At 60.6% G+C, this 24,217-nt stretch carries 23 protein-coding genes; 12 read left to right on the top strand and 11 right to left on the bottom strand.

Annotated elements, in window-relative coordinates; all coding sequences use genetic code 11:
* Positions 1–72: 72 nt before the first annotated feature.
* Positions 73–993 carry a histone deacetylase gene (locus RS887_RS07720; RefSeq protein WP_322614944.1) on the bottom strand — a complete coding sequence of 307 codons (921 nt, stop codon included), beginning with the start codon at positions 991–993 and terminating at the stop codon, positions 73–75.
* A 90-nt stretch (positions 994–1,083) separates the two neighbouring features.
* On the opposite strand from RS887_RS07720, the gene RS887_RS07715 reads away from it, so the two are divergent.
* From RS887_RS07715 to RS887_RS07705, 3 genes are all read left to right on the top strand, one after another.
* Positions 1,084–1,653 (top strand): GNAT family N-acetyltransferase, encoded by a 570-nt coding sequence (locus tag RS887_RS07715; protein ID WP_322614943.1) that lies wholly within the window; start codon positions 1,084–1,086, stop codon positions 1,651–1,653.
* 105 nt (positions 1,654–1,758) lie between these two features.
* Positions 1,759–2,628, top strand: a complete 870-nt coding sequence (gene tesB / locus RS887_RS07710; protein ID WP_008022598.1) for an acyl-CoA thioesterase II — start codon at positions 1,759–1,761, stop codon at positions 2,626–2,628.
* A complete protein-coding gene (locus RS887_RS07705) occupies positions 2,625–3,218 on the top strand; it encodes an HAD family hydrolase (RefSeq protein WP_322614942.1) in 594 nt (197 codons plus the stop codon). Before tesB ends, RS887_RS07705 begins: the two co-directional genes overlap by 4 nt.
* A gap of 143 nt (positions 3,219–3,361) precedes the next feature.
* Here RS887_RS07705 and RS887_RS07700 read toward each other — a convergent pair whose 3' ends face one another.
* The 4 genes from RS887_RS07700 to RS887_RS07685 form a co-directional block, all read right to left on the bottom strand.
* Entirely contained in the window at positions 3,362–4,321 is a 960-nt protein-coding gene (locus RS887_RS07700) for an alpha/beta fold hydrolase (protein ID WP_322614941.1), read from the bottom strand.
* Positions 4,322–5,215: a neutral zinc metallopeptidase gene (locus RS887_RS07695; protein ID WP_322614940.1), complete on the bottom strand. Its 894-nt coding sequence runs from the start codon at positions 5,213–5,215 to the stop codon at positions 4,322–4,324.
* 226 nt (positions 5,216–5,441) lie between these two features.
* Complete coding sequence (locus tag RS887_RS07690) at positions 5,442–6,275, bottom strand: aldo/keto reductase (RefSeq protein WP_322614939.1); 834 nt, start codon at positions 6,273–6,275, stop codon at positions 5,442–5,444.
* Entirely contained in the window at positions 6,259–8,007 is a 1,749-nt protein-coding gene (locus tag RS887_RS07685; protein WP_322614938.1) for an FAD-dependent oxidoreductase, read from the bottom strand. Before RS887_RS07685 ends, RS887_RS07690 begins: the two co-directional genes overlap by 17 nt.
* 176 nt (positions 8,008–8,183) lie before the next feature.
* On the opposite strand from RS887_RS07685, the gene RS887_RS07680 reads away from it, so the two are divergent.
* The 4 genes from RS887_RS07680 (at position 8,184) to RS887_RS07665 (ending at position 12,109) form a co-directional block, all read left to right on the top strand.
* Positions 8,184–8,960, top strand: a complete 777-nt coding sequence (locus tag RS887_RS07680; protein ID WP_322614937.1) for an IclR family transcriptional regulator — start codon at positions 8,184–8,186, stop codon at positions 8,958–8,960.
* Positions 8,961–9,201: 241 nt separating this feature from the next.
* A complete protein-coding gene (locus RS887_RS07675; RefSeq protein ID WP_322614936.1) occupies positions 9,202–10,257 on the top strand; it encodes a Gfo/Idh/MocA family oxidoreductase in 1,056 nt (351 codons plus the stop codon).
* A 2-nt stretch (positions 10,258–10,259) separates the two neighbouring features.
* Positions 10,260–11,075 carry a sugar phosphate isomerase/epimerase gene (locus RS887_RS07670; protein WP_322614935.1) on the top strand — a complete coding sequence of 272 codons (816 nt, stop codon included), beginning with the start codon at positions 10,260–10,262 and terminating at the stop codon, positions 11,073–11,075.
* 155 nt (positions 11,076–11,230) lie between these two features.
* Positions 11,231–12,109 carry a DMT family transporter gene (locus RS887_RS07665; protein WP_322614934.1) on the top strand — a complete coding sequence of 293 codons (879 nt, stop codon included), beginning with the start codon at positions 11,231–11,233 and terminating at the stop codon, positions 12,107–12,109.
* A 63-nt stretch (positions 12,110–12,172) separates the two neighbouring features.
* On the opposite strand, the gene RS887_RS07660 is transcribed toward RS887_RS07665, so the two are convergent.
* Positions 12,173–13,507 (bottom strand): MFS transporter, encoded by a 1,335-nt coding sequence (locus tag RS887_RS07660; protein WP_322614933.1) that lies wholly within the window; start codon positions 13,505–13,507, stop codon positions 12,173–12,175.
* 505 nt (positions 13,508–14,012) lie between these two features.
* Here RS887_RS07660 and quiC point away from each other — a divergent pair.
* Positions 14,013–15,914, top strand: coding sequence for a 3-dehydroshikimate dehydratase QuiC (quiC, locus tag RS887_RS07655; protein ID WP_322614932.1), 1,902 nt, complete (start codon positions 14,013–14,015; stop codon positions 15,912–15,914).
* Between the two features lie 102 nt (positions 15,915–16,016).
* Complete coding sequence (locus RS887_RS07650) at positions 16,017–16,694, top strand: TetR family transcriptional regulator (protein ID WP_322614931.1); 678 nt, start codon at positions 16,017–16,019, stop codon at positions 16,692–16,694.
* A gap of 94 nt (positions 16,695–16,788) precedes the next feature.
* Here RS887_RS07650 and RS887_RS07645 read toward each other — a convergent pair whose 3' ends face one another.
* The 3 genes from RS887_RS07645 to RS887_RS07635 all read right to left on the bottom strand — a co-directional run bounded on the left by RS887_RS07645 (position 16,789) and on the right by RS887_RS07635 (position 19,141).
* The gene (locus RS887_RS07645) at positions 16,789–17,643 is read right to left on the bottom strand and encodes a shikimate dehydrogenase (protein WP_322614930.1); all 855 of its coding nucleotides are present in this window, start codon (positions 17,641–17,643) and stop codon (positions 16,789–16,791) included.
* A 5-nt stretch (positions 17,644–17,648) separates the two neighbouring features.
* Entirely contained in the window at positions 17,649–18,089 is a 441-nt protein-coding gene (gene aroQ, locus RS887_RS07640) for a type II 3-dehydroquinate dehydratase (protein ID WP_008022574.1), read from the bottom strand.
* A 140-nt stretch (positions 18,090–18,229) separates the two neighbouring features.
* Positions 18,230–19,141 (bottom strand): LysR family transcriptional regulator, encoded by a 912-nt coding sequence (locus tag RS887_RS07635; protein WP_008022572.1) that lies wholly within the window; start codon positions 19,139–19,141, stop codon positions 18,230–18,232.
* 226 nt (positions 19,142–19,367) lie between these two features.
* Here RS887_RS07635 and RS887_RS07630 point away from each other — a divergent pair, with 226 nt between their 5' ends.
* The 3 genes from RS887_RS07630 (at position 19,368) to RS887_RS07620 (ending at position 21,684) form a co-directional block, all read left to right on the top strand.
* Positions 19,368–19,796: a DUF4160 domain-containing protein gene (locus RS887_RS07630; protein ID WP_322614929.1), complete on the top strand. Its 429-nt coding sequence runs from the start codon at positions 19,368–19,370 to the stop codon at positions 19,794–19,796.
* The gene (locus tag RS887_RS07625) at positions 19,793–20,239 is read left to right on the top strand and encodes a DUF2442 domain-containing protein (RefSeq protein WP_322614928.1); all 447 of its coding nucleotides are present in this window, start codon (positions 19,793–19,795) and stop codon (positions 20,237–20,239) included. The genes RS887_RS07630 and RS887_RS07625 overlap by 4 nt, the downstream gene beginning before the upstream one ends.
* A gap of 113 nt (positions 20,240–20,352) precedes the next feature.
* The gene (locus tag RS887_RS07620) at positions 20,353–21,684 is read left to right on the top strand and encodes an IS4 family transposase (RefSeq protein ID WP_322614248.1); all 1,332 of its coding nucleotides are present in this window, start codon (positions 20,353–20,355) and stop codon (positions 21,682–21,684) included.
* A 46-nt stretch (positions 21,685–21,730) separates the two neighbouring features.
* Here the strand turns inward: RS887_RS07620 and trmA are convergent, their stop codons facing one another.
* On the bottom strand, positions 21,731–22,810 hold the full coding sequence (trmA, locus tag RS887_RS07615; protein WP_322614927.1) for a tRNA (uridine(54)-C5)-methyltransferase TrmA: 1,080 nt from the start codon (positions 22,808–22,810) through the stop codon (positions 21,731–21,733).
* The gene (locus RS887_RS07610; protein ID WP_008022569.1) at positions 22,807–24,102 is read right to left on the bottom strand and encodes an NCS2 family permease; all 1,296 of its coding nucleotides are present in this window, start codon (positions 24,100–24,102) and stop codon (positions 22,807–22,809) included. The genes trmA and RS887_RS07610 overlap by 4 nt, the downstream gene beginning before the upstream one ends.
* Positions 24,103–24,217: the final 115 nt, after the last annotated feature.

Below are 24,217 nucleotides of genomic sequence, written 5' to 3'. Positions count from 1 at the left end.
TGGGCTGTAGTCCCTTTCACTCAGGTTATCCACAGGCAGCTCCACAGGCATTGTGGGTAAAGCATCCACAGCTCAGTGACAACCTGATGACCGCCAGACGCGTTGCGCGCTGTGATGGAGGATGCCGTGACGGCGGGCCAGGGCCTGGCGGTCCTTGCTGTAGCCGCCGCCGATCACCCCGACCAGCGGAATGTCGCGGCCCAGGCAATGGCGCATCACGCTTTCATCGCGGGCGGCGACGCCTGCGTCTGTCAGCTTCAGATAACCCAGGGCGTCGTCCTTGTGCACATCGACCCCGGCGTCATACAGCACCAGATCCGGCTGGTAGAGCGGCAGCAGGTAGTTGAGTGCATCGTCCACCACCTTCAGGTAATCGGCATCGCCCATGCCGTTGGGTAGCGGAATGTCCCAATCACTTTCGGCCTTGCGTGCGGGAAAGTTCTTCTCGCAGTGCAGGGAAACGGTCACCGCCTCTGGAGTGTTGTGCAGTATTCGTGCAGTTCCGTCGCCCTGATGCACGTCGCAATCGAAGATCAGCACCCGATTCACCCGACCACTTTCCAGCAGGTAATGGCTGATCACCGCCAGGTCATTGAAGATGCAGAACCCGGCAGGGTAGTCGTAGTGCGCGTGGTGGGTGCCGCCAGCCAGGTGACAGGCCAGGCCATGTTCCAGCGCCTGCTCGGCCGCGAGCAACGAGCCACCGACCGCCCGCACCGTACGCCGGGCCAGGGCTTCGCTCCAGGGCAGGCCGAGGCGGCGCTGGTCTTCGCGGGACAATTCGCCACTCATGTAGCGTTCGATATACGAAGGGTCATGGGCAAGGGCGAGAATGTCCGCGGGACACAGGTCCGGGCGCAGCAGGTCGGCGTCGCGGGTCAGGCCGCTGTCCACCAGGTGATCGCGCAACAGGCGGAACTTGTCCATGGGGAAGCGGTGATCCGCCGGAAACTCTGGGCTGTAGTCTTCGTGGTAGATCAGGGGCAGGGGCATGACTGATTTGTCTGGAAAGCGTACGGGAATGAGAGACGGATCCTACCAGCGTTGTAGACTTGCGACATTGAAATGGAGGGGCGGGGCACGATGGAGCCAATACTGGAACTTGAAAGCGCTCGGCTGCTGTTACGCCAGTGGCGCGATGAAGATTTGGCGGACTTTGCGGCGATGTGTGCCGATCCCCAGGTGATGCGCTATTTCCCGGAAACCTTGAGCCGGTTGGAAAGCGCATCATTGATCGGGCGAATCCGTGGTCATTTCGCCGAGCATGGTTTTGGCCTCTGGGCCTTGCAGCGCAAGGACTCTGGCCAGTTCATCGGCTTTACCGGGCTCAACGTGGTCGGATTCGACGCACCTTTCACCCCCGCCACGGAAATCGGTTGGCGCCTGGCCCGCGAGCACTGGGGCCTCGGTTACGCCAGTGAAGCGGCATGGACCGCTCTGCGCTGCGGGTTCGACCGCTTGCCCCTGAAAGAGGTCGTGGCTTTCACGACGCAAACCAATCTGCCGTCAGAGAAAGTCATGCAGGCAATCGGCATGCACCATGATCCGACGGATGACTTCGATCACCCGCGACTTGAAGCCGATCATCCGTTGCGTCGCCATGTGCTGTATCGCATCAGCCGCGAACAATGGCTGCAAACCTTGCATGGATAAGCTGGCACGGACGTTTACAATGGCCCCATGTTGGCCCGGGCCGGAAATTGAATCGACCGTTGCAGCCATGACTGTGCGGCAATGTTTTGCGTGAGGAGAGTCTGAATGAGCCAAGTGTTGGAAGATCTGGTCGACCTGCTGACCCTGGAACCGATCGAAGAAAACCTGTTCCGTGGCCGCAGCCAGGACCTTGGTTTTCGTCAGCTGTTCGGCGGTCAGGTGCTCGGTCAGTCGCTGTCGGCGGCCAGTCAGACCGTTGAAGAGGCGCGCCATGTGCATTCGATGCACGGCTATTTCCTGCGTCCGGGCGATGCCGGATTGCCGGTGGTGTATCAGGTTGACCGGGTGCGTGACGGTGGCAGTTTCAGCACGCGCCGGGTGACGGCGATCCAGAAGGGCCACCCGATTTTCACCTGCAGTGCGTCGTTCCAGTACGACGAAGAGGGCTTCCGGCACCAGAGCGAAATGCCGCAAGTGGTCGGTCCGGAAAACCTGCCGTCGGAGCTGGAAATCACCCAGCAACGCGCGCACCTGATTCCCGAGAAAATGCGCGAAAAGCTGTTGTGCCCCAAGCCGATCGAATTCCGCCCGGTGACCGAAAAAGATCCCTACAACCCGCTGCCGTCCGACCCGGTCAAGTACGTCTGGTTCCGCGCCGACGGCGCCTTGGCCGACTCGCCGGCGCTGCATAAATACCTGCTGGCCTATGCATCGGACTTCGGTTTGCTGGTCACCTCGATGCAGCCCCACGGCAAATCGGTCTGGCACAAGGACATGCAGGTTGCCAGCCTCGATCACGCGCTGTGGTTCCACCAGGATCTGCGTGCCGATGACTGGCTGCTCTACGCGATGGACAGTCCATGGGCCGGCAACTCGCGCGGGTTCTCCCGTGGCAGCGTGTTCAACCGCGCCGGGCAACTGGTGGCTTCGGTCACCCAGGAAGGCTTGATCCGTCACCGCAAGGATTGGGCGTGAGCCTGGCCGACGTGCGTCACTGGGTGTTCGACATGGACGGCACCCTGACCGTGGCCGTGCACGATTTTGCGGCGATTCGCGTCGCATTGGCGATCCCTGCCGAAGCCGACATCCTGACCCACCTCGCCGCCCTGCCGGCCGATGAAGCCGCGGCCAAGCATGCGTGGCTGCTGGAGCACGAACGGGACCTGGCCCTCGGTTCGCAACCGGCGCCGGGCGCGGTGGAGTTGGTGCGCGAGCTGGCCGGGCGCGGTTATCGCCTGGGCATTCTCACGCGCAATGCCCGGGAGCTGGCGCATGTCACGCTGGAGGCCATTGGCCTGGCCGACTGCTTTGCGCTGGAGGATGTGTTGGGCCGCGATGATGCACCGCCCAAACCGCATCCGGGCGGGCTGCTCAAGCTGGCCGAAGCGTGGAAGGTGCCGGCCAGCGAGCTGGTGATGGTCGGTGACTACCGCTTCGACCTCGATTGCGGGCGAGCGGCGGGTGCACGCACGGTGCTGGTGAATCTGCCGGATAATCCGTGGCCGGAATTGACCGATTGGCACGCGGCGGATTGTGTCGAGTTGCGGCAGATGCTTTCGGCTTGAGGGCGTTGTTGTCTGGTGAATCGCTTTCGCGAGCAAGCCCGCTCCCACATTTGATCTCCGGTGTTCACAAATGATGTGTACACCGCAGGACCAATGTGGGAGCGGGCTTGCTCGCGAAGAGGCCCTTCCAGACACCACAATTACTACTGCCCGAAAAGCGCCTTCTGCCCCTCTGGTGAGGTAAACATCCCATCCCCGTTATGCCCGACCCCGGGCACTTCGATCAGTTGCTGGTTCAACCCTTTGGGTGCCAACCGCTTCAGGTAGTCAAAGTAAAAACGCCCGCGCGCCAATCGATAAGGCCCCTGTGCCCGGGCCTCACAGCTCTTGTCCAGTCCCGGATGGTTCGGGTCGGTGTCCTGCTGCCCCAGCAGGTAAACGATTTCACGCTTGAGGTAATTTTCCTGCAACTGCGCGGCGGTTTGCCCTTCGGCGTAGGCCGGTAAATCCGTCAGCCCATACTTCCAGCGATTGAAATCCGGGCAACCGGCATGGCTGAACGCCACGGGCCGGCGCTCGTCGAAGTAAGCATAGGACGACGGATTGGCGATCACGTAGCGCACCTGCACGCCGGCCGCATCGAGGCCGGACTGCGCGTGACCGAGCACTGCATAGCGCTGAACCACCTGCGCGCCACCGGAGTGCCCGGCGATGACGATTTGCTTCACATCCGGAAACTGCTGGCGGTCACCCAGGCGGGTGATGATTTCGTCGAGCGCGGCGTAGGAACTCAGCCGAAACGGCGCCGTGGATTCGCCGCCGGCCATCCATTCATTGCCTTGCCAGCGCAAAACCGTGTCGGCCACCGGGTGGACCGCAACGTCGGTTTCATTGAGGAATTGCGGGGCAATCACCAGGGTCGTTGCGCTTTGCCCGGCCAGCTCGACCGCGTGCTCACCGCTCTGCAGATAGGTTTGCGCGTTGCGCAAGCGACCGTGGAGGATGATCAGCACCCGTTCGATTTTTGCCGGGGCGGGGCTGATGCCCACCGCGATTTCACCTGATTTCAACAGCAGGCGCCCTGAGCTGAGTTCCTTGACCCCATGCTCGGCGGCCTGGGACGTTGCGCAAGTAAACAAAACAACCAACAACCACTTCTTCATTTACAGATTTTTCGTCGCAAAGGTATCGCACTGGCTTACCTGGCCTTGGGCGAAACCGGTTTTGAACCAGCGCACCCGTTGCGCCGACGTACCGTGGGTGAACGAGTCCGGGACCACGCGGCCCTGACCCTGTTGCTGCAAACGATCGTCACCGATGGCGTTCGCTGCGTTCAGTGCTTCTTCGATGTCGCCCGGTTCCAGCCAGTTCAGGCGCTTCTGCGCATTGTTGGCCCAGACGCCGGCCAGGCAATCGGCTTGCAGTTCCTGGCGAACCAGCAAACCGCCGTCGCCTTCCATTTGCCGGCCTTGTTGGCGTGCTGCCTGAATTTTTGCGGACACCCCAAGCAAGGTCTGCACATGGTGCCCGACTTCATGGGCGATCACGTAGGCCTGGGCGAAGTCGCCCGCGGCGGAAAAGCGTTGGGACATTTCCTGGAAGAACGCCATGTCCAGATAGACTTTCTGGTCCGCCGGGCAATAGAACGGGCCGGTCGCCGAGGTGGCCAGACCGCAGGCCGAATTCACGCGGTTGCTGAACAGCACCAGGGTCGGGTCTTTGTATTGGCGACCGGCCTGCTGGAATATCGCGCCCCAGGTGTCCTCGGTGTCGCCGAGGATCGAACGCACGAATTCCGCGCCTTCATCATTGGCCGGCGGTGCCTTGCGGCTCTGGTGGGTGGCGGGTGCCGATTGCTGGTCCATTTGCCCGGTCAGTTGTCCGAGGATTTGCAGCGGATCCTGGCCGGTGATCCAGCCGATGCCGACGATCAGGAGGATCGCCGTCAGGCTCAGGCCCTTGCCACCGCCGAAGCGCATCCCGCCGCCACCGCCGCCGGTGTCATCGCCACGGGCATCGACCACGTTGTCGCTGCGTCGGCCTTTTTTCCATAGCATGTGGGAATCCTCTTCTGTTCCGGGTAAAGCGCCGTGCGATGAGTGTTGCTGCCAAGTGGGAGCGGCGCCAGTCCGGTCGTCCGTCTTTTTCCCGCGCAAGGCTTGATTCCCGGCAACCCGCGAAGGGCTGCCGAGAACGGTTCAGGTTTGTATTGAACACGGATAGCCCATCGAATTCCGTCTGGTGACGGGTTTTTATCGTGAGGGCGATCGCCGGTCTTGCGGATTATTCGTCGAATGCATCCCACACCGGCGCAAAGTCCGGGCTGACCTGTCGCTCGCGTTTGGACAGGCCGGCGATCAAGGCACGGTCTTCGTCATCCAGTTGCACATCCAGTGCCGAAAGATTGGCCAGTTGATTGGCCTCGCTGCTGGCCTTGGGGATCGCGGCCACGTTGGGTTGATCGAGCAGCCATTTGAGTGCGACCTGGGTCGGCAGTACGCCGTGTTTCGCGGCGATCTGCTGGATGGCCGGAATCTGCGACACCTTGTTGCGTGCCAGTGGCGTGTAGGCCGTCAGCGCAAGGTCGTGTTGGCGGGCGTAGTTGAGCAGTGCGTTTTGTCCGAGCAGCACGTGGTACTCGACCTGGATCGCCGACAGGGGCGCTCCCAGTTCTTCGACGACTTTGCGCAACAAGGGCAGCGGAAAGTTCGCCACGCCAATGTTGCGCGCCAGGCCTTGTTCCTTGAACGACACCAGGGTGTCGATGGTGCGGGGCAAATCCCAGTCGGTGGTTGGCCAATGGAGCATGAACAGGTCGACGTATTCGCTGCGCAGGGCTTTGAGGCTACGGTCCATGGAGTGGCGCATGGCGTCGGGTTGCAACTGGTCCCACCAGACTTTGGTCGTGACATGTATTTGCTCGCGGAGTGTCGGGCTGTTCGCCAGCGCCTGACCGACTGCGTCTTCGTTGTTGTAGGCCGCTGCCGTGTCGATGTGCCGATAACCCAGGGCCAGAGCCTGCTCCACGGCACGGGTGCATTCCTCACCGAGCATTGGCCAAGTGCCGAGGCCGAGTTTCGGCATGTTCAAACCCTGTGCGTTAACGATGTGCTGCATGGTCGATCTCCTTTTCATAAGCAGTGACGCCTGCGATATGGCGCGCGGCGATGTAGCCGAAGGTCAGCGCCGGGCCAAGATTGATGCCGCCAGCGGGGTAATGACCGCCCATGATGCTCGCCATGTCGCCGCCCGCCGCATACAGCCCGGCGATGGGCTGCGCTGCGTCGTCCAGGACCTGGGCATGTGGGTTGACCTTGAGCCCGGCGAAGGTGCCGAAGCAGCCCGGCCGGACTTTCACGGCATAGTAGGGGCCTTGTTCGATCGGCGCGACGCATGGGTTGGGTTGTTGCATTGCGTCACCCTGTTTGCGGTTGTAGGGCGTGGAACCACGACCGAACTGTGGGTCCTCGCCGTTGCGCGCATGGCGGTTGTAGTCCGACAGGGTGGTGCGCAAGCCGATCGGGTCGATACCGCAGGCTGCAGCCAATTCCTCGAGCGTGTTGCCGGTTTTCAGATAGCCGTTGCGGATGAAGGGCGCCAGCGGCACCGGAAATGGCCGAGAGATGCCCAGGCCATAACGACGCTGAAAGCCATGGGTGCAGATCAGCCACGACGCCACTTCTTCACCCTGTGGGGCGGCGGCGACCATGGCCGTTACGTAGTCGTAGTAACCGTTGGCTTCATTGACGAAGCGCTGGCCGTTGCTCAGCACACCGATGATGCCTGGTTTGCCACGCTCGATGATGTGCGGGAAGTGTCCCGTGCTGCCGTCGCTGTGCGGCACTTGAGAAACCGGCGCCCAGGCGACGGCAGACGCCATGTCGGTATTCACCCGCGCACCGGCACTTTCGCCCAGGCGCAGGCCATCGCCGCAAACGCCGAGGGGCGGCAAGGCCAGATGCTCATGTCCGGTCGGTGTACGGGGGAACAGCGCCTTGCGGCGCTCGATGTCATTGGCGAAACCACCTGCCGCGAGCACTACGGCCTTGCGTGCATGGATGCGCACCGAGCCTTTGGCGGTGCTGACTACAGCGCCTCGTACCTGATCGTTCTCGCGCAGCAATCGGGTCACGGGCGCAGATTCCCAGAGCAGCACGCCGAGGTCGTCCGCGGATTTTGCCAGACGCGCCACCAGTGCCACGCCATTGACCAGTTGCATCGCCCGGCCATGTACGACGAGGTCGAACAGGTGACGGCCCAAGCGCCGCGTAACGTGCCAGGCCGCCGACAGTGAACGGGTCAGGTTGAGGAATGCCGTGAGATCCGCCCCCGCCATGATCGGCATGCCCATGAACGAAGTTTCCCGCATGGTTTTGCGAAGACGCTTGAGCAGCTTGCCGACTTTTCGTGCGTCGTAAGGGGCGGCGATCACCGAGCGCCCACCGGTGCCTGCCCCGGGCGTGTCGCCATGAATGTCGGCAATGGCGTTACCGTCGGCGAATTGCAGCGAGGTGTGCTGCTCGAAGAACGACACCATCCGCGGGCCAGCCTCCAGGAAAGCGTCGATCATCGCCGGATCAAAGCGCTCGCCCAGTTCGTGTTTCAGATAAGTGCGAGGCAGCTCAACATCTTCGACGATGCCTGCGCGCCGGGCCAGCGGGTTGCAAGGCACCCAGGCCCAGCCGCCGGACCAGGCCGTGGCGCCGCCGAATACCGGGTCCTTTTCCACCACTATGACTTTCAGTCCGTGCCACGCGGCGGTCACGGCCGCCGACAGTCCCGCCGCACCGGAGCCAACGATCAGCACATCGCAGTCGATGTCGGGAAGGAAGTGCGCTTGGGCAGGCATTGTTTGAACTCCGGTGTTTTAATTTTTTTGGAATCTGATTCCATAAAATATAAGAATCAGAGGAAGCCGGAAAAGTATTGATGGCATAAAACGGGCGGTTATCGAACGGTCAGTTCCAGATTTCGCATTCGATCGGATGTCTTCTAGAATCGAGCAAATTTTGTGTGGAAGTGACCATGGCCGGCAGTCAGATCGAACGTGTTTTCAGTGTGCTCGAAAGCCTCACCAGCGATCCCCGTGGCCTGCCGATGCAGACTCTGGCGGAGCAGCTGGATATCCCCAAGAGCGCGACCCATCGCCTGTTGGCCGAGCTGATCCGCCTCGGTTACGTGCGGCAGAATCCGGAGAATTTGCGCTATCACCTCTCGACCAAACTGGTGGCGATGGGCTTCCGTTATCTGTCGAGCAGCGGTGCCGATATCGTGCAGCCGGTGCTTGATCGACTGGCTCAGGAAACCGGCGAACTGGTGCGCCTGGGTGTGATCGACGGTGAGCGTCAGACCTGGATCGCCAAATCCCAGGGCGCTCGCTCGGGTTTGCGTTACGACCCGGACATGGGCCGCGATGCGCCATTGTTTTACACCGCCTCGGGACATGCGTGGCTGGCGTGCATGAGCGATGCCGAAGCCTTGTCGCTGGTGGAGCGGCAGGACGCGCAGGTGCCGGACCATGTGGGGCCGAACGCGCCGCGCTCCAACATCGAATTGCTTGAACGCCTGCGTCTGGCGCGAGAACAGGGCTACGCCTGCGTCGAGGAAAGTTCGGCGGTGGGGACTTCAGCCATTGCGGCGGTGGTGCGCCATCCCGCCGATGGGCGGGTGATCGGCGTGCTCAGCGTCGCCGGGCCGAGCGCGCGGATGCCGGGGGCGCGGCTGCATGAGCTGGCGCCGTTGTTGCTGGCGTACGCCGAGGAGTTGTCGGCGGCGAGCCTGGCGTCGGAGTTGTTCTGCTAAAGCCTCTGCAAATCCCTTGTGGGAGCGGGCTTGCTCGCGAAAGCGGTGTGGCAGCTGACATCCATGGTGCCTGACACACTGCATTCGCGAGCAAGCCCGCTCCCACATTTTGAACAGCGTTCAAATTGAGAAGCTGTGCGCTGTTCGAACACTTTCAGGGTTGGTCTGTGTAAGAATCTGGAACTCGGTTCTAAATTATTGGAATTCATCGCTCCAATAACACTGACAAGAGGACCGCATCTTGAACTCACCCCTTCGCATCGCTTTGATCGGTGCTGGCAACATGGGCCAGCAGCATTACCGGCATCTGCAATCCATGACCGAAGCGACCTTGTGCGCCGTGGCCGATCCCGGACCGCAGGCGGCCAGTCTTGCGGCTGAATGGGGCGTGGCCCATTTCGCCGATTATCGACAGATGCTGGAGCAGGCGAAGCCGGACGCCGTTATCGTCGCCAACCCGAACACGCTGCACGTCAGTACGGCCCTCGATTGCCTCGCGGCCGGTGTGCCGGTACTGCTGGAAAAACCGGTGGGTGTGCACCTGGATGAGGCCCGGGAGTTGGTGTCTGCCTCGAAGTCGAGTGGTGTTCCGGTGTTGGTCGGCCATCATCGTCGCCACAATCCGCTGATCGTCCGCGCCCACGAACTTATCCACAGCGGTGCATTGGGGCGGCTGACCACGGTCACGGCGCTCTGGCAGTTGCGCAAGCCCGACAGCTATTTCGAAACACCCTGGCGCCGCGAGGCCGGTGCGGGGATGTTGTTGACCAACCTGATCCACGACCTCGATCTGCTGCGGCACTTGTGCGGCGAGGTGCGTCAGGTTCAAGCCATTACCAGCAACGCCATACGCGGGTTTGCCAACGAAGACTGCGCGGCGGTGTTGCTGCAATTCGACAACGGTGCGCTGGGCAGCCTGACCGGCTCGGATGCGGTGGCCGCCCCCTGGAGTTGGGAGCTGGATTCAGGAGAGAACCCGGTTTATCCGCGTCACGCCGATCAACCGTGTTACTTGTTGGCCGGAACGGGTGGGGCACTGAGCATTCCGCAGCTCAAGCACTGGCACTACACGCAAGCCGATGGTGGATGGCATCAACCATTGCTGGCCACCCAGGAAAGCTTCAGTGCCGAAGAAGCCTTGCGTCTGCAGTTGCAGCACTTTGTGCGTGTTGCGCGTGGAGAAGTCGAGCCGCTGGTGAGTGCCGCCGATGCCGCACGTACTTTGGCACTGATCGAAGCCATCCGCGAAGCCGCCGAAACCGGTCGTGCCTGCACGCCATCCCTGGTCGAGGGCTGACCATGAGCGAACGAGTCTTCTCCCTGGCCAGCCTGACGGTGCTGGAGCTGTCACCGCCCGACATGGTCGAGGTCGCCGCGCGGGCCGGTTACAGCCATGTCGGCTTGCGCCTGATACCGGCGACCCCTGAGGAACACCATTTTGCCTTGGTGGCCGACAGCGAGTTGCGGCGCCAAACCCTGGCGCGCCTGCGCGATACCGGTATCGGGGTGCTGGACGTCGAAATTCTGCGTCTCAAGCCGGATACCGTCGTCGCCGACTTTGAGAAAATCCTGGCGGTGGGGGCCCAATTGGGTGCCAGTGAATTGCTGGTGGCCGGCAACGATCCTGATGAACAACGGCTGACGGAGCATTTTGCTGAACTCTGTGATCTGGCGGCACTCTATGGGCTGCACCCGCATCTGGAGTTCATGCCCTGGACCGATGCGCGCAATCTTCAACAAGCCGTGCGTATTGTAGAAAACGCCGGGCGGGAAAACGGCGGCGTGTTGGTGGACGCCTTCCACTTCGATCGTTCGGGATCGCGGCTGGAAGATCTGGCCAAAGTTGCTCCCTCACGGTTACGGTATGCGCAGTTGTGTGACGTCGCAGGACTGCGGCCGACCGATATGGCGGAGATCTTGCGCCAGGCGCGTAACGAACGGCGTTTTCCTGGCGATGGCGATTGTGATCTGCAGGGGTTGTTGGGGATTTTGCCGACTAACATTCCATTGAGCCTGGAGATTCCCACCGTGCAGTTGCTGGAGCAGGGCGTGAGTGGATTGGACCGGGCGCAGATGGCGCTGGATAAAACCCGGGAATTGTTGGCGCGGCTGTAGTCGGTACAGCGCACCTTTCGCTTGTAGGAGCGAGCTTGCTCGCGATGGACGTGAGGGCGCCGTGTTTATCCAGGCAGCCATCATCATCGTTGACGACCATCGCGAGCAAGCTCGCTCCTACATGCGATGCTTTTGACTTCAAGTAAGGAAACCCAATGACCGTCAGCACCCCGCTTTCCGGCGTCAATCAGCCCTTCAAAGGGATCTTGCTGATCGTTGTCGCAACCTTCCTGTTTTCCACCCACGACGCCTTTTCCAAATACCTCTCCAGTTTCTATCCCATTGTCATGGTGGTCTGGGCGCGCTACCTGGTTCACACCTTGCTGATGGCCGGGATTTTCCTGCCGCAATCCGGGCTGCGGGTCCTGCGTACCAAGCGGCCATTGCTTCAGGTGATCCGGGCGCTGTGTCTGCTGGGCACCAGTCTGTTTTTCACCACCGGGTTGATGTACATCCCGTTGGCCGAGGCCACGTCGGTCAACTTCCTGGCACCGGTACTGGTCACCGCGTTGTCGGTGCCGCTGCTGAAGGAGCGAGTGACGCGGGGGCAATGGCTGGCGGTGATTTGCGGTTTTATCGGGGTGCTTATCATCGTTCACCCGGGGGGAGATCTGTTCACCCCGGCGGTGTTGCTGCCGTTCTGCTCGGCGCTGTTTTTCTGCTTCTATCAACTGCTGACGCGCAAGCTCAGCGAGATCGACAGCCCGACCACCAGCAATTTCTTCGCGGGCTTGTGCAACACGCTGGTGATGAGTGCGCTGGTGCCGTTCTTCTGGCAGACACCGAACCTGATGCATGGCGCGATGATGCTGGCGCTGGGGGCCTGCGGGATGACGGCACACCTGTTTTTGACCCAGGCGTTCCGTCTCGCTGCACCGGCACTGCTGGCGCCGTTCAGCTATTGCCAGATCATCTTCGCCGGCCTGCTGGGCTGGCTGCTGTTTTCCCATACGCCGACACTGACCACCGTGATCGGCATTGCCGTGATCTGCTGCAGCGGGTTGGCGGCGGCCTGGCAGCAAAGCCGCCGCTAAGCTGCGGCAAAACGCAGGCAAAAAAAAGCGCAGGCCCGAGACCGGGCCTGCGCCGAGGGAACATCAGCCTTCTACTTGCGGAATCTTGCGCGGTGCCATGAAGTACATCCAGGTCAGCGCGATGAAGTACATCGCCGGAATCAGGGTGAACAGCACCGTGTAATTGTTGTTGGTGACGGTCAGGATATGGCCGACCAACTGGGTCATGAACATCCCGCCAATCGCCGCACACATGCCGCCGAAGCCGAATACCGTGCTCATCATGTGCTTGGGCGTGTAGTCCATCACCAGACTCCAGATGTTTGCGGTCCAGGCCTGGTGCGCGCCGATGGCCAGGGAGATGGCGAATACGGCGACCCACAGATTGCTGGAACCGGCGGCCATGATCACGCCGATGATGCAGCAGGCAAACAGCAGCATCGACATCAGCCGCGCCTTGATCGGGTTGACCCCTCGACCGATCAGGAACGAGGAGAGGATGCCGCCGCCAACGCTACCGAAGTCGGCAGTGAGGTAGATGATGATCAGCGGAATGCCCATCTGGGTGACGTTGATGCCCAGGTTGTATTGCTGATTGAGGAACGGCGGCAGCCAGTACAGGTAGAACCAGAACACCGGCGCGGTGATCGAGTAGGCGAGGGCGAAGGCCCAGGTGCCGCGCATGCGCAGGATTTTCGAGAACGGCACGCGGGCTTGTTCCGGCTCGACTTCTTTCTGGATGTAGTCCAGCTCCGATTGTTTGACGCTCGGATGCTCTTCCGGGTTGAAGTACTTCAAGCCCCAGAACAGCAGCCAGATCCCGCCCAGTGCCGACATGCACAGGAACGCGGCCTGCCAGCCCCAGGCGTGCAGGATCAGCGGCAGCAGCATCGGAGTGAACATCGCACCGACGTTGGTCCCGGCATTGAAAATCCCGGTGGCCACGGCGCGCTCGCCGGCCGGGAACCAGAGGCGGGTGGTTTTCACGCAGGCCGGGTAGTTCGCCGCTTCGGTCAGGCCGAGGATGAAGCGGCAGACCATGAAGCCGGCCGCCGAAGTGGCCAGGCCGTGGGCGCCGGTCGCCAGGCTCCAGAGCAGCACGGCGCAGAAGAACACGCGCTTCACACCGACCCGGTCGATCAACCGGCCCTGCAGTACGAAACCGATGGCGTAACCCACCTGGAACCAGAAGTTGATGTTGGCGTAATCCATCGCCGTCCAGCTCATTTCCTTGGCCAGGATGGGCTGCATCACGCCCAATGCGGCGCGGTCGATGTAGTTCAGGGTGGTGGCGAAGAACACCAGTGCCAGCATGCCCCAACGGGTTTTGCCGACCGCCATGGCGCCGCGAATCTTGTCGCCGATGCCGCCGGCGGTGCTCATGGCAGGTGCCATGCGAGAGCTTTGAGTAGGAATCATGTGTGCCATCCGTTCAATGACTGACAAGCGAGGCTCGTCGTGACTTCAAGGGCGCGTGATCAATCGGTCTGTCGCGGCGTGCGCGAAAGGGCTGATCGGCTGTGTTCGTCGGCTGACGGGTTATTCAGCGAGTGGCACGGTTGTGCCGGCGGTGCGCATTGTTCGGATGGACGCCAGGCAAGGCGTAATGACGGTTGAGCGAGTGAGCGAGGCGTGGAATGAGCGCATGAGCGTATACCCGTTTTTTGAAATTTTTATGTGGTGTTCTGGGTCTTCTTGACCGGGACCGGTGGTTTCAAAACCGGACCCAATGTGGTGTTGATGTTGCGCAGTGAACAAAAAATCGTCAATTCGCTATCGGGCATTGTGTTCGATAATCGAACACAAAACTAACTGGGTAGTACACTTTAAATTGCTCAATGCATCGGCCGGCTCAATAATTCCCTCACTCTTTTAAAAGCGGCGCAAATTCCCTGTAGCCGAAGCCTCCACCGGGAGCCGAAATATGCAGCGTTCCATTGCCACCGTATCCTTGAGCGGTACCCTGCCGGAAAAACTCGAAGCCATTGCCGCCGCCGGGTTCGACGGTGTCGAGATTTTCGAGAACGACCTTCTCTACTACGACGGTAGTCCACGGGAAATCAAACAGATGTGTGCCGATCTCGGGATCGCCATCACCCTGTTTCAACCGTTCCGTGATTTCGAAGGCTGTCGGCGTGATCGGCTGTCGCGCAACCTGGAACGCGCCGAGCGCAAGTTCGACCTGATGCAGGAGTTGGGTACCGACCTGGTGCTGGTGTGCAGCAACGCCTCGACCGAGTCCATCGGTGATGAACAGATTCTGGTCGACGATTTGCGGCTGCTGGCCGAGCATGCCGGGGCACGCGGCTTGCGCATCGGTTACGAAGCGCTGGCCTGGGGCCGGCATGTGAACACCTGGCAACAGGTGTGGAACATCGTGCGTCAGGCCGATCACCCAAGCCTTGGCGTGTTGCTGGACAGCTTTCACACCTTGTCGCTCAAGGGCGATCCCAGTGCTATCGCCGAGATTCCCGGCGACAAGATCTTCTTCGTGCAAATGGCCGACGCGCCGATCCTGGCCATGGACGTGCTGGAGTGGAGCCGGCATTTTCGCTGCTTCCCGGGCCAGGGTGAGTTCGACTTGCCAGGGTTCCTCGCGCCAATCATCAAGAGCGGGTACACCGGGCCATTGTCGCTGGAAATCTTCAACGATGGTTTCCGCGCCGCCCCCCCACGAGCCAACGCCGCCGACGGTTTGCGCTCGTTGTTGTACCTGGAAGAGAAAACCCGCGAGCGTCTGGCGCAGCAAGCCAAACCTGCGGCCAACCCCGGGATTCTGTTCGAAACACCCAAGGCCAGCGAGTACAACGGCATCGAGTTTCTCGAATTCGCCGTGGACGAAAGCCTCGGCGCCAAGCTCTCCCATTGGCTGGAACGACTGGGTTTCGTCAAGGCCGGGCAGCATCGCTCCAAGAGCGTCAGCCTGTTGCGTCAGGGTGATATCAACCTGATCCTGAACTCAGAGCCTTATTCCTTCGGTCACAGCTTTTTCGAAGCCCACGGCCCTTCGTTGTGCGCGACCGCCGTGCGGGTCAAGGACAGCGCGAGCGCATTGGCCCGTGCCGTGGCCTACAAAGGCCAGCCCTATCGCGGGCTGGTGGGCCCCAACGAATTGGAGCTGGCGGCGGTGCGTGCACCGGATGGCAGCCTGATCTATCTGGTGGATCAGCATGCCGATGTCTATGGCACTGACTTCAATCTGTACCCGCAAGCGCCGGTCAGCGGTGGCCTCAAACGCATCGACCACATGGCCATTGCACTGCCGGCCGACAGCCTCGACAGCTGGGTGCTGTTCTACAAGAGCCTGCTGGATTTCGAGGCGGACGATGAAGTCGTGCTGCCGGATCCTTATGGTCTGGTCAAGAGCCGTGCCTTGCGCAGTCGCGACAGTTCGATCCGCCTGCCGCTGAACATCTCCGAAAACCGCAACACCGCGATCTCACACGCGCTGTCGAGTTATCGCGGCTCCGGTGTGCATCACATCGCGTTTGATTGTGATGACATCTTTGCCCAGGTCAGCCGTGCAAAAGAGGCGGGCGTGCCGCTGCTGGATATCCCGCTCAACTACTACGATGACCTGGCGGCGCGGTTCGACTTCGATGACGAGTTCCTCAGCGAACTGGCCTACTACAATGTGTTGTACGACCGCGATGCCCAGGGCGGTGAACTGTTTCATGTGTACACCGAGCCGTTCGAGGGACGATTCTTCTTTGAGATCATCCAACGTAAAAACGGTTATGCCGGCTACGGCGCAGCCAACGTCGCGGTGCGGCTGGCGGCCATGGCCAAATCCCGTAGCGGCGCATTGCGTCAGGCGAAGTTGTAGGAATTTCGTAAACGCGGGATTAAACGTGGGCTATGCGGCTTCCTTCACCGTGTCGCGCGGCCCATAATCGCCAGCCTGTGCAGTGATGGCCGTGAGCCCGCAATGACAATGACTTCAGAACTCCCCGCAGCCTCCGTCGAACCGGGTGCCGAGCCGCGCAAGAGTCGCAAGAACAACCCGGAAAAGACCCGCGAAAACATCCTGCAGGAGGCGATAGTCGAGTTCGTCCAGCAGGGGCTTTCCGGTGCTCGCGTCGATGCCATCGCCGAGCGCATCCACACCTCCAAGCGCATGATCTATTACTACTTCGGCAGTAAGGAGCAGCTCTACGTCGAGGTGCTGGAGAAACTCTACGGCGATATCCGCAGCACCGAAAATCGCCTGCATCTGGCGGAACTGGCGCCGGTCGAGGCGATTCGGCGGCTGGTGGAGTTCACCTTCGATCACCACGACCGCAACGTCGATTTCGTGCGCATCGTCAGCATCGAGAACATTCACAACGCCGAGTATGTGAAGCGCTCGGATGCGATCAAGGCGATGAACAACACGATCCTCGATTCACTGGGGGAGATTCTGCGTCGCGGTGCCGAGCAAGGGCTGTTCCGTGCCGGTCTTGATCCGCTGGATGTGCACCTGCTGATCAGTTCGTTTTGCTTCTATCGCGTCTCGAACCGCCACACCTTTGGTGAGATTTTTCAGATCGACCTGCCGGACGAACGCATCAAGCAGCGTCATCGGGAGATGATTTGCGAGTCGGTATTGCGTTATTTGCAAGCCTGACCTGTAGAAATGCAATGTGGCGAGGGATTTGGGGCCGCTGCGCAGCCCAACGCGAGCAAGCTCGCTCGCCACAAAAGCACGTCAACCTGGATCTTCAGCCATTCATGCTCTGGAAATGCTCAAGCATTCGCTGGGCATCCGGCACCACGCCGCTGAACAACTCGAACGCCTTTACCGCCTGAAACACCGCCATGTTGCCGCCGTCCAGCGTCTGGCAACCGAGGGCGCGGGCATTGCGCAGCAGTTCGGTCTCCAGCGGAAAGTAAACGATTTCCGCCACCCACATTTCGGCTCGAAGCAACTCGACCGGCACCGGCATGCCCGGCAGTTTTTTCATGCCCATCGGCGTGGTGTTCACCAGGCCGTCAGCCTGGGCCATGGCACTCGGCAGGTCATACCCGGCCACCGCTCGACCGACATCGAAATGCTGATTGAGGTTGTCGGCCAGATCCTGGGCGCGGCGGATGTCCACGTCGAAAATGCTCAGCTGTTGGACGCCTTCGCTCAACAAGGCGTGGGCTACCGCGGCACCTGCACCACCGGCGCCCATCTGTACGACACGGTTGATGGCAACGCCTTTCAGACCCCGGCGAAAACCCTCGGCAAAGCCCAGGCAATCGGTGTTGTGGCCGATGCGCTTGCCGTCCTTGAGCACCACCGTGTTGACCGCGCCGATGCCACGGGCCTCCGGTGAGAGTTCGTCGAGCAGCGGAATGATCGCCTGCTTGCATGGAAAGGTGATGTTCAAACCGGTGAAGTTCATGCGCTCGGCGGCCATCAACAGGTCGGGCAGGGCGTTGCTGTCGAGCTTCAACTGATCAAGATCAACCAGGCGATAGAGGTAGCGCAGCCCCTGAGCATCGCCTTCATGCTCGTGCAAGGCCGGTGTGCGGGAAGCCTGGATGCCGGCGCCGATCAGCCCGGCCAGTACCACGTTGTTCTGAGTCACGGCGATCACCCCTTCAAACGATGACTGAAATGTTCCAGCGCCAGGCGATAGCCGTGACTGCCAAAACCGGCCATCACCGCCGTCGCAATGGCGGATACGAACGAGTGGTGGCGAAAGGGCTCGCGGGCATGCACGTTCGACAGGTGGACTTCGATGACGGGCAGTTCACTGGCGACCAGGGCATCGCGGATGGCGACCGAGGTGTGAGTCCATGCGGCAGGGTTGATGACGATCCCGGCGCAGCGACCACGGGCTGCGTGAATCCAGTCGAGCAACTCGCCTTCATGGTTGGTCTGGCGAAACTCCACTGCCAGGCCGAACTCTTCGGCGGCGCGCCCGCACAGGGCCGAAATGTCTGCCAGGGTTTCGTGGCCGTAAGTCGCCGGTTCACGGGTGCCGAGCAGGTTCAGGTTCGGGCCGTTGAGCACCAGAACGATAGGGGACATCGGAATCTCTCCACTTATTATTTTTGGAATCGGCCGAGGTTCTCGGCCTGTGGAGATAAATTGTACTAACTAGTTAATTCGGTCAATTGCAGAGAAGGCACGCTGACGGTTTGTGGGCGATGATCGGACACTTTCGCTATTCAGCGCGGCAAATGCTCCACCAGAAAATCAATGAACGCCCTCAAGCGCAGCGGAACATGACGGCTTTGCGGGTAAAGCAGGGTGAATGGCCGCGAGCGTCCGCCATACGGCTTGAGCACTTCTACCAGTGAGCCATCGGCCAGTTCCTTTTCAACGATAAACCGATAGGTCTGAAACAACCCCGCCCCATGTTTGGCCAGGGTCACACCACCCAGTACATCGTCGGAGCAACTGAGGTTGCCTTCGGCCAGAATCTCCCGGGGCACGCCTTCGTCGTTGAACAGCCAGGCAATGCGTCGGCCGCTACTGGGCAATTCGTACTGAATGCATTCGTGGTTTTCGAGATCGTCGAGGGTTTGCGGTGTGCCGGCTCGTTTCAGGTAATCAGGGCTGGCGATCATCACCAGGGCGGCATCTTCCAGCTGTCGGGCGATCAGGCCAGAATCCGGGATGGCTCGCACACGAATCGCCATGTCGTAGCCTTCGCCGACGAAATCGATGTTGCGATTGCTGATGTGCGACTCGACCTTCACCGCCGGATAGCGAGCCCGAAATTCGGGCAACAGCGGCAGGATTCGATGATGCGCGTAGGTGGTTGGAATACTGATGCGCAAAGTACCGGACGGCACCTGCTGCTGACCCATCACCTCGCGCTGGGCCTCGACCAGTTGTGCCAGGGCCTGGCGACATTCTTCGTAATAACGGCGACCACTATCGGTCAGCTTCACACTGCGTGTGGTGCGCGCAAACAGACGCACCCCCAGGCGTTCCTCCATGCGCGACACCGAACGGCTCACGGCCGCGGGGGTGACACCTGCCACCAGCGCCGCGGCAGTAAAACTGCCAGCCTCGGCCGCGAGGCAAAACAGCTCAATGCTGCCCAACTGAAGATCGTCGAATTGTCGCTGCATGATTGATTACACCGGGGATCAGATGAAGAAGCTGGATCAGTATCTATCAGGTGCCAGCGCTGTAAAGAAAGGATTTCTTACCAATTCGCGTGGTGTTCCGCAGGTCCGGGAATCGTGAGGACGCTAGCCTGAAGACGGATGAATTGATTCGACTGCCAATGCCAGCGGTCGGATTTTCCAGCGAATGTCCGATTCTCGGATTCATAAACCTAACGGATGGGTTAGAATGAAGGTATGCAGTTTCAAAGGACTGTCGGTAGTGATCATGTTGCGAGACGAACATTGTCCGCCTCATGCGCATGTGGAAGCGGGTACGTGGAGTGCGAGATTCAGGTTCAGCTTCTGGCACAACGGTGTCGAGCTCTGGGATGTGGTTCCGCTTTCGCGTCGGCCACCGCTGGCGGTGCTTGAGGGGGTGCGCCAATCGCTCAGGGCACCTGCCCACTTGCGGCGCGCCCGCGGCATCTGGTGGCGAAAATTACAAACGGTCTGTCTTGATAATCAATTGTGGGACTGGCAAAGCAACGAAGTCGTTGTGGTGAAAAGGGTGGTCAGTACCACCAACATGATCGGATCGGCTTGCTACGTACCTCAAACGAACAAGACGGTGCTGTCTCTGCTGGGCACACAGGAAGGTGTGGAGATTGAGTTATGAAAACGATAAAAGCCAAGGCTCAGGCCGACAATCCCGTAACGGAAAGTAGCCTGAACAAAGCCATTGAACGTGGCGAATTACGCAGAAAAAATAGCCTGCAGGCGACAGCGGTTACTTACTTGGCCCCCTGTCTGGCCGTTAGCTTCGAAGATGGCAGCGGTGTATTGTTGCCCGTGGCCAACTATCCGGAGTTCGCTGATTTTGAGGTCGAGGACTTCGCCAGTCTGACTACTGACTACGCGGGTACTGCACTGTGCCATGAAGGCAAGGACCTGCATGTATCTATCGCCGGGATGATTTCTGCGAGCAAACCGCTGATGGCCATGGCAGCCTCGGTCGTCGCTTCGCGCAATGGTCGCCAGAGCAGCGCCGCAAAGTCTGAAGCTGCGCGCGCCAACGGCAGGAAAGGCGGGCGCCCGCGCAAGGTCGATGTCGTCTTGTAAGTGCCCACAAAAAAGCCGTCGTGACGACTAATGCCGATCAGTTAAGCCTCGTCGCTTGACCTTTGGCCGCAAGAAATCAAAATCCGATGCCTGAATAGGCATCGGATTTTTTTATGCGTCTGGCTCGGGCACTGGAACTAACCCACAACTTCGTCTCGACTCCCAATTCCATTGAGGGATTGGACTCGTTGCTTGATCCCTCTCTGGTCGAGCAAGCGTTGGAACAGGCCGGCGTAGCCACCCTTCGCAAGCGGCGTCTGCCCTTGGAAATGATGCTCTGGTGCGTCATCTCCATGGCGTTTTTCCGGCGCATGTCGGCGTGGGATGTGGTCAGTCGCATGAACATCATGCTGCCCGGGCAACGCCCACTGGTCGCACCCAGCGCCGTAGTCCAGGCCCGTCAACGATTGGGTAGCGAGGCCGTACGACAAGTCTTCGATCTGACGCAGAAAAGCTGGCATGAAGCGGCCGGCCATCCGACCTGGGCCGGATTGCGTTTACTGGGGGTCGACGGTGTCGTCTGGCGAACGCCCGATACACCCGAAAACCGTGCGCGTTACGACTCCGCCAGCAACCAGCATGGCGATACCGGTTTTCCTCAGGTGCGCATGGTTTGCCAAATGGAGTTGACCAGCCATTTGCTGATCGGCAGTGCTTTTGATGGCTATCGCAGTAACGAAATGAAACTGGCAGAGCAACTGATCGACACCACGCCAGATCACTCGCTGACGCTGTTTGATCGCGGTTTCTACTCCTTGGGGTTGCTGCACCAATGGCAGCAGGCCGGCACTGAGCGGCATTGGCTGATGCCGCTGCGTAAAGGTGCGCAGTACGAAGTGATTCAGCGCTTGGGGCGTCAGGATGCGGTGGTCTCGCTCAGCACTTCGCCGCAGGCCCGCAAGCAGTGGCCAGGCTTGCCAGAGCGCCTAACCGCAAGGCTCCTAAGCAAGACCGTAAAGGGCAAGGTCTGTCAGATTTTGACGTCGATGGTCGATCCGCTGCGTTTCCCATCCGATGAAATCGTCGACCTATACAGCCATCGCTGGGAAATCGAATTAGGATTCAGGGAAATGAAACAGACACTGCTCAACAGCAGCTACACGTTGCGTAGCAAGACGCCCGAGATGATCGAGCAAGAGTTGTGGGGCGTGTTGCTGGGCTACAACCTGTTGCGTTATCAGATGGTGGAAATGAGCCGCCATTGTCCGGGCATCCATCCGTGCGAGCTAAGCTTCACCGCGTGTACTTGGGCGATCCTGGGTTTTATCAATGGCGTTTCTGCGGATCGCTCAGGGAACATCCCCAAATACCTCGCCGAATTGCATGCCTCGGCCCCGCACTATGTACTGCCGCATCGCCGGGAAGAGCGGGTTTATCCGCGAGCTATCAGGCTGAAATCCCCGAAGTATCCGATCAAAAATAAAAATGCCAGTCAGCTTAACTGACTGGCATTAGTCGTGACGACGGCTTTTTTGTGCCTGGCAGAAGCAATCACCGCCGGGTCAGCATCACCCCGGACTCCATGTGATGGGTCCACGGGAACTGGTCGAACATTGCGCATCGGGTGATGCGGTGGGTGTCGTGCAGTTGGGCGATGTTGGCTGCCAGGGTCTCCGGGTTGCAGGAGATGTACAGGATGTTGTCGAAGCGCCGGGTCAGCTCGCAGGTGTCCGGGTCCATGCCGGCGCGGGGCGGGTCGACGAACACGCTGCCGAATTCGTAGCTCTTGAGGTCGATGCCGTGCAGGCGGCGAAACGGGCGCACTTCATTCAGGGCTTCGGTCAGTTCTTCGGCGGACAAACGCACGAGGGTGACGTTATCCACCGCGTTTTCGCTGAGATTGCTCAACGCCGCGTTGACCGAGGTCTTGCTGATTTCGGTGGCCAGCACTTTGCGCACGCGGGTGGCGAGCGGCAGGGTGAAGTTGCCGTTGCCGCAATACAGCTCCAGCAAATCATCGGAGCGATCGCCAAGCGCATCGTATGCCCAGTTGAGCATCTTCTGGTTCACCGTACCGTTGGGCTGGGTGAAAGCGCCCTCTGGCTGACGGAAGCTGAAGGTGCGACCGCCGACGTCCAGTTGCTCGACCACGTAATCGTGACCGATGACTTCGCGCTTGCCCTTCGAACGGCCGATGATGCTGACGTTCAGGTCCGCGGCCAGTTTCGAGGCCGCCGCGTGCCAATGCTCGTCCAGCGGGCGGTGATAGCACAGGGTGATCATCGCGTCGCCGGCCAGCGTGGTCAGGAACTCCACCTGGAACAGTTTGTGGCTCAGGGCCGCGCTGGCTTGCCATGCAGCCTTGAGCTGCGGCATCAACTGGTTGATGCGCAGGCTGGCAATCGGGAACTCTTCGATCAGGATGGGCGTGCGTTTGTCTTCCTGGGAAAACATCGCGTAATGACGCTCACCGGCCTCGCGCCACAGGCGGAACTCGGCGCGCAGGCGGAAGTTTTTCAGCGGTGAATCGAAAACGGCTGGCTCGGGTGCATCGAACGGGGCCAGCAGGTCACGCAAACGCGTGACCTTTTCTTCGAGTTGAACGGCATAGGCCTGGGAATCAAAAGTCATGCGTTGAACCAACCCAGCTTGATCACGAACAGAATCGACAGGATCACCAGCGCCGGGTTCAGTTCACGGCCACGACCGGACATCAGCTTGATGGCGGTCCAGGAAATGAAACCGAAGGCGATGCCATTGGCGATGGAGTAAGTGAATGGCATGGCCAGCGCGGTGATCACCACAGGCGCGGCAACAGTGATGTCGTCCCAGTCTATTTCGGCCAGGCCGGATGTCATCAGCACGGCGACGAACAGCAGGGCCGGTGCGGTGGCGAAGGCTGGAACGCTGGCGGCCAGTGGCGAGAAGAACAGCGCCAGCAGGAACAAGATCGCGACGACGATGGCGGTCAGGCCAGTGCGGCCACCGGCACTCACGCCAGCGGCGGATTCGATGTAGCTGGTGGTGGTCGAGGTACCCAGCAGCGAACCGGCCATGGCCGCGGTGCTGTCGGCGATCAGGGCGCGGCCCATTTTCGGCATGTGGCCGTCCTTGCCCATCAGGCCGGCGCGCTTGGCCACACCGATCAGGGTGCCGGAGTTGTCGAACAGATCGACGAACAGGAACGCAAAAATCACGCTGACCAGACCGATGTCCAGTGCGCCCTTGATGTCCAGTTGCAGGAAGGTCGGGGCCAGCGATGGCGGCATCGACATCACGCCGCCGAACGGGGTGAAGCCCATCACGATCGAAACGATAGTCACCACCAGAATGCCGATCAGCACTGCACCGCGCACGGCAAGGGCTTCAAGCGCGACGATCAGGGCAAAACCGAGGGTGGCGAGGATCGGCGCCGGTTGTTTCAGGTCACCGAGGCCGACCATGGTCGCCGGGTTGCTGACCACGATACCGGCGTTGTGCAGGGCGATCAGTGCCAGGAACAGGCCGATACCGGCGGCAATCGCCGAGCGCAGCGGCAGCGGGATGCTGTTGATGATCCATTCACGGATGCGGAAGATCGACAGCAGGAAGAAGCACACCGCCGAGATGAACACCGCACCGAGCGCCACTTGCCAGGTATGGCCCATGTGCAGGACCACGGTGTAGGTAAAGAAGGCGTTCAGGCCCATGCCCGGTGCGAGGGCGATCGGGTAGTTGGCGATCAGGCCCATGGTCGTCGAGCCGATGGCAGCTGCCAGGCAGGTGGCGACAAACACCGCGCCCTTGTCCATGCCAGTCTCGCCGAGGATGCTCGGGTTGACGAACAGAATGTAGGCCATGGCCAAAAAGGTCGTGACGCCCGCCAGAATCTCGGTCCGCACGTTGGTGTTGTGTGCCTTGAGTTGAAACAGCCTTTCCAGCATGTCTGCTCCCCGTGGCGCGCCGGGCGCCGTGAATGTATCGACCTCAACAGCAAAGCACAGGCAGCAGAACGCGCCTGGAAATTACTGTGGGCCGGAAAAAGCCGCGCATCATACC

The organism is Pseudomonas sp. BIC9C (assembly GCF_034541995.1).
GTDB lineage: Bacteria > Pseudomonadota > Gammaproteobacteria > Pseudomonadales > Pseudomonadaceae > Aquipseudomonas > Aquipseudomonas fluorescens_CC.
This window is presented reverse-complemented; position numbering and strand designations above follow the sequence as displayed.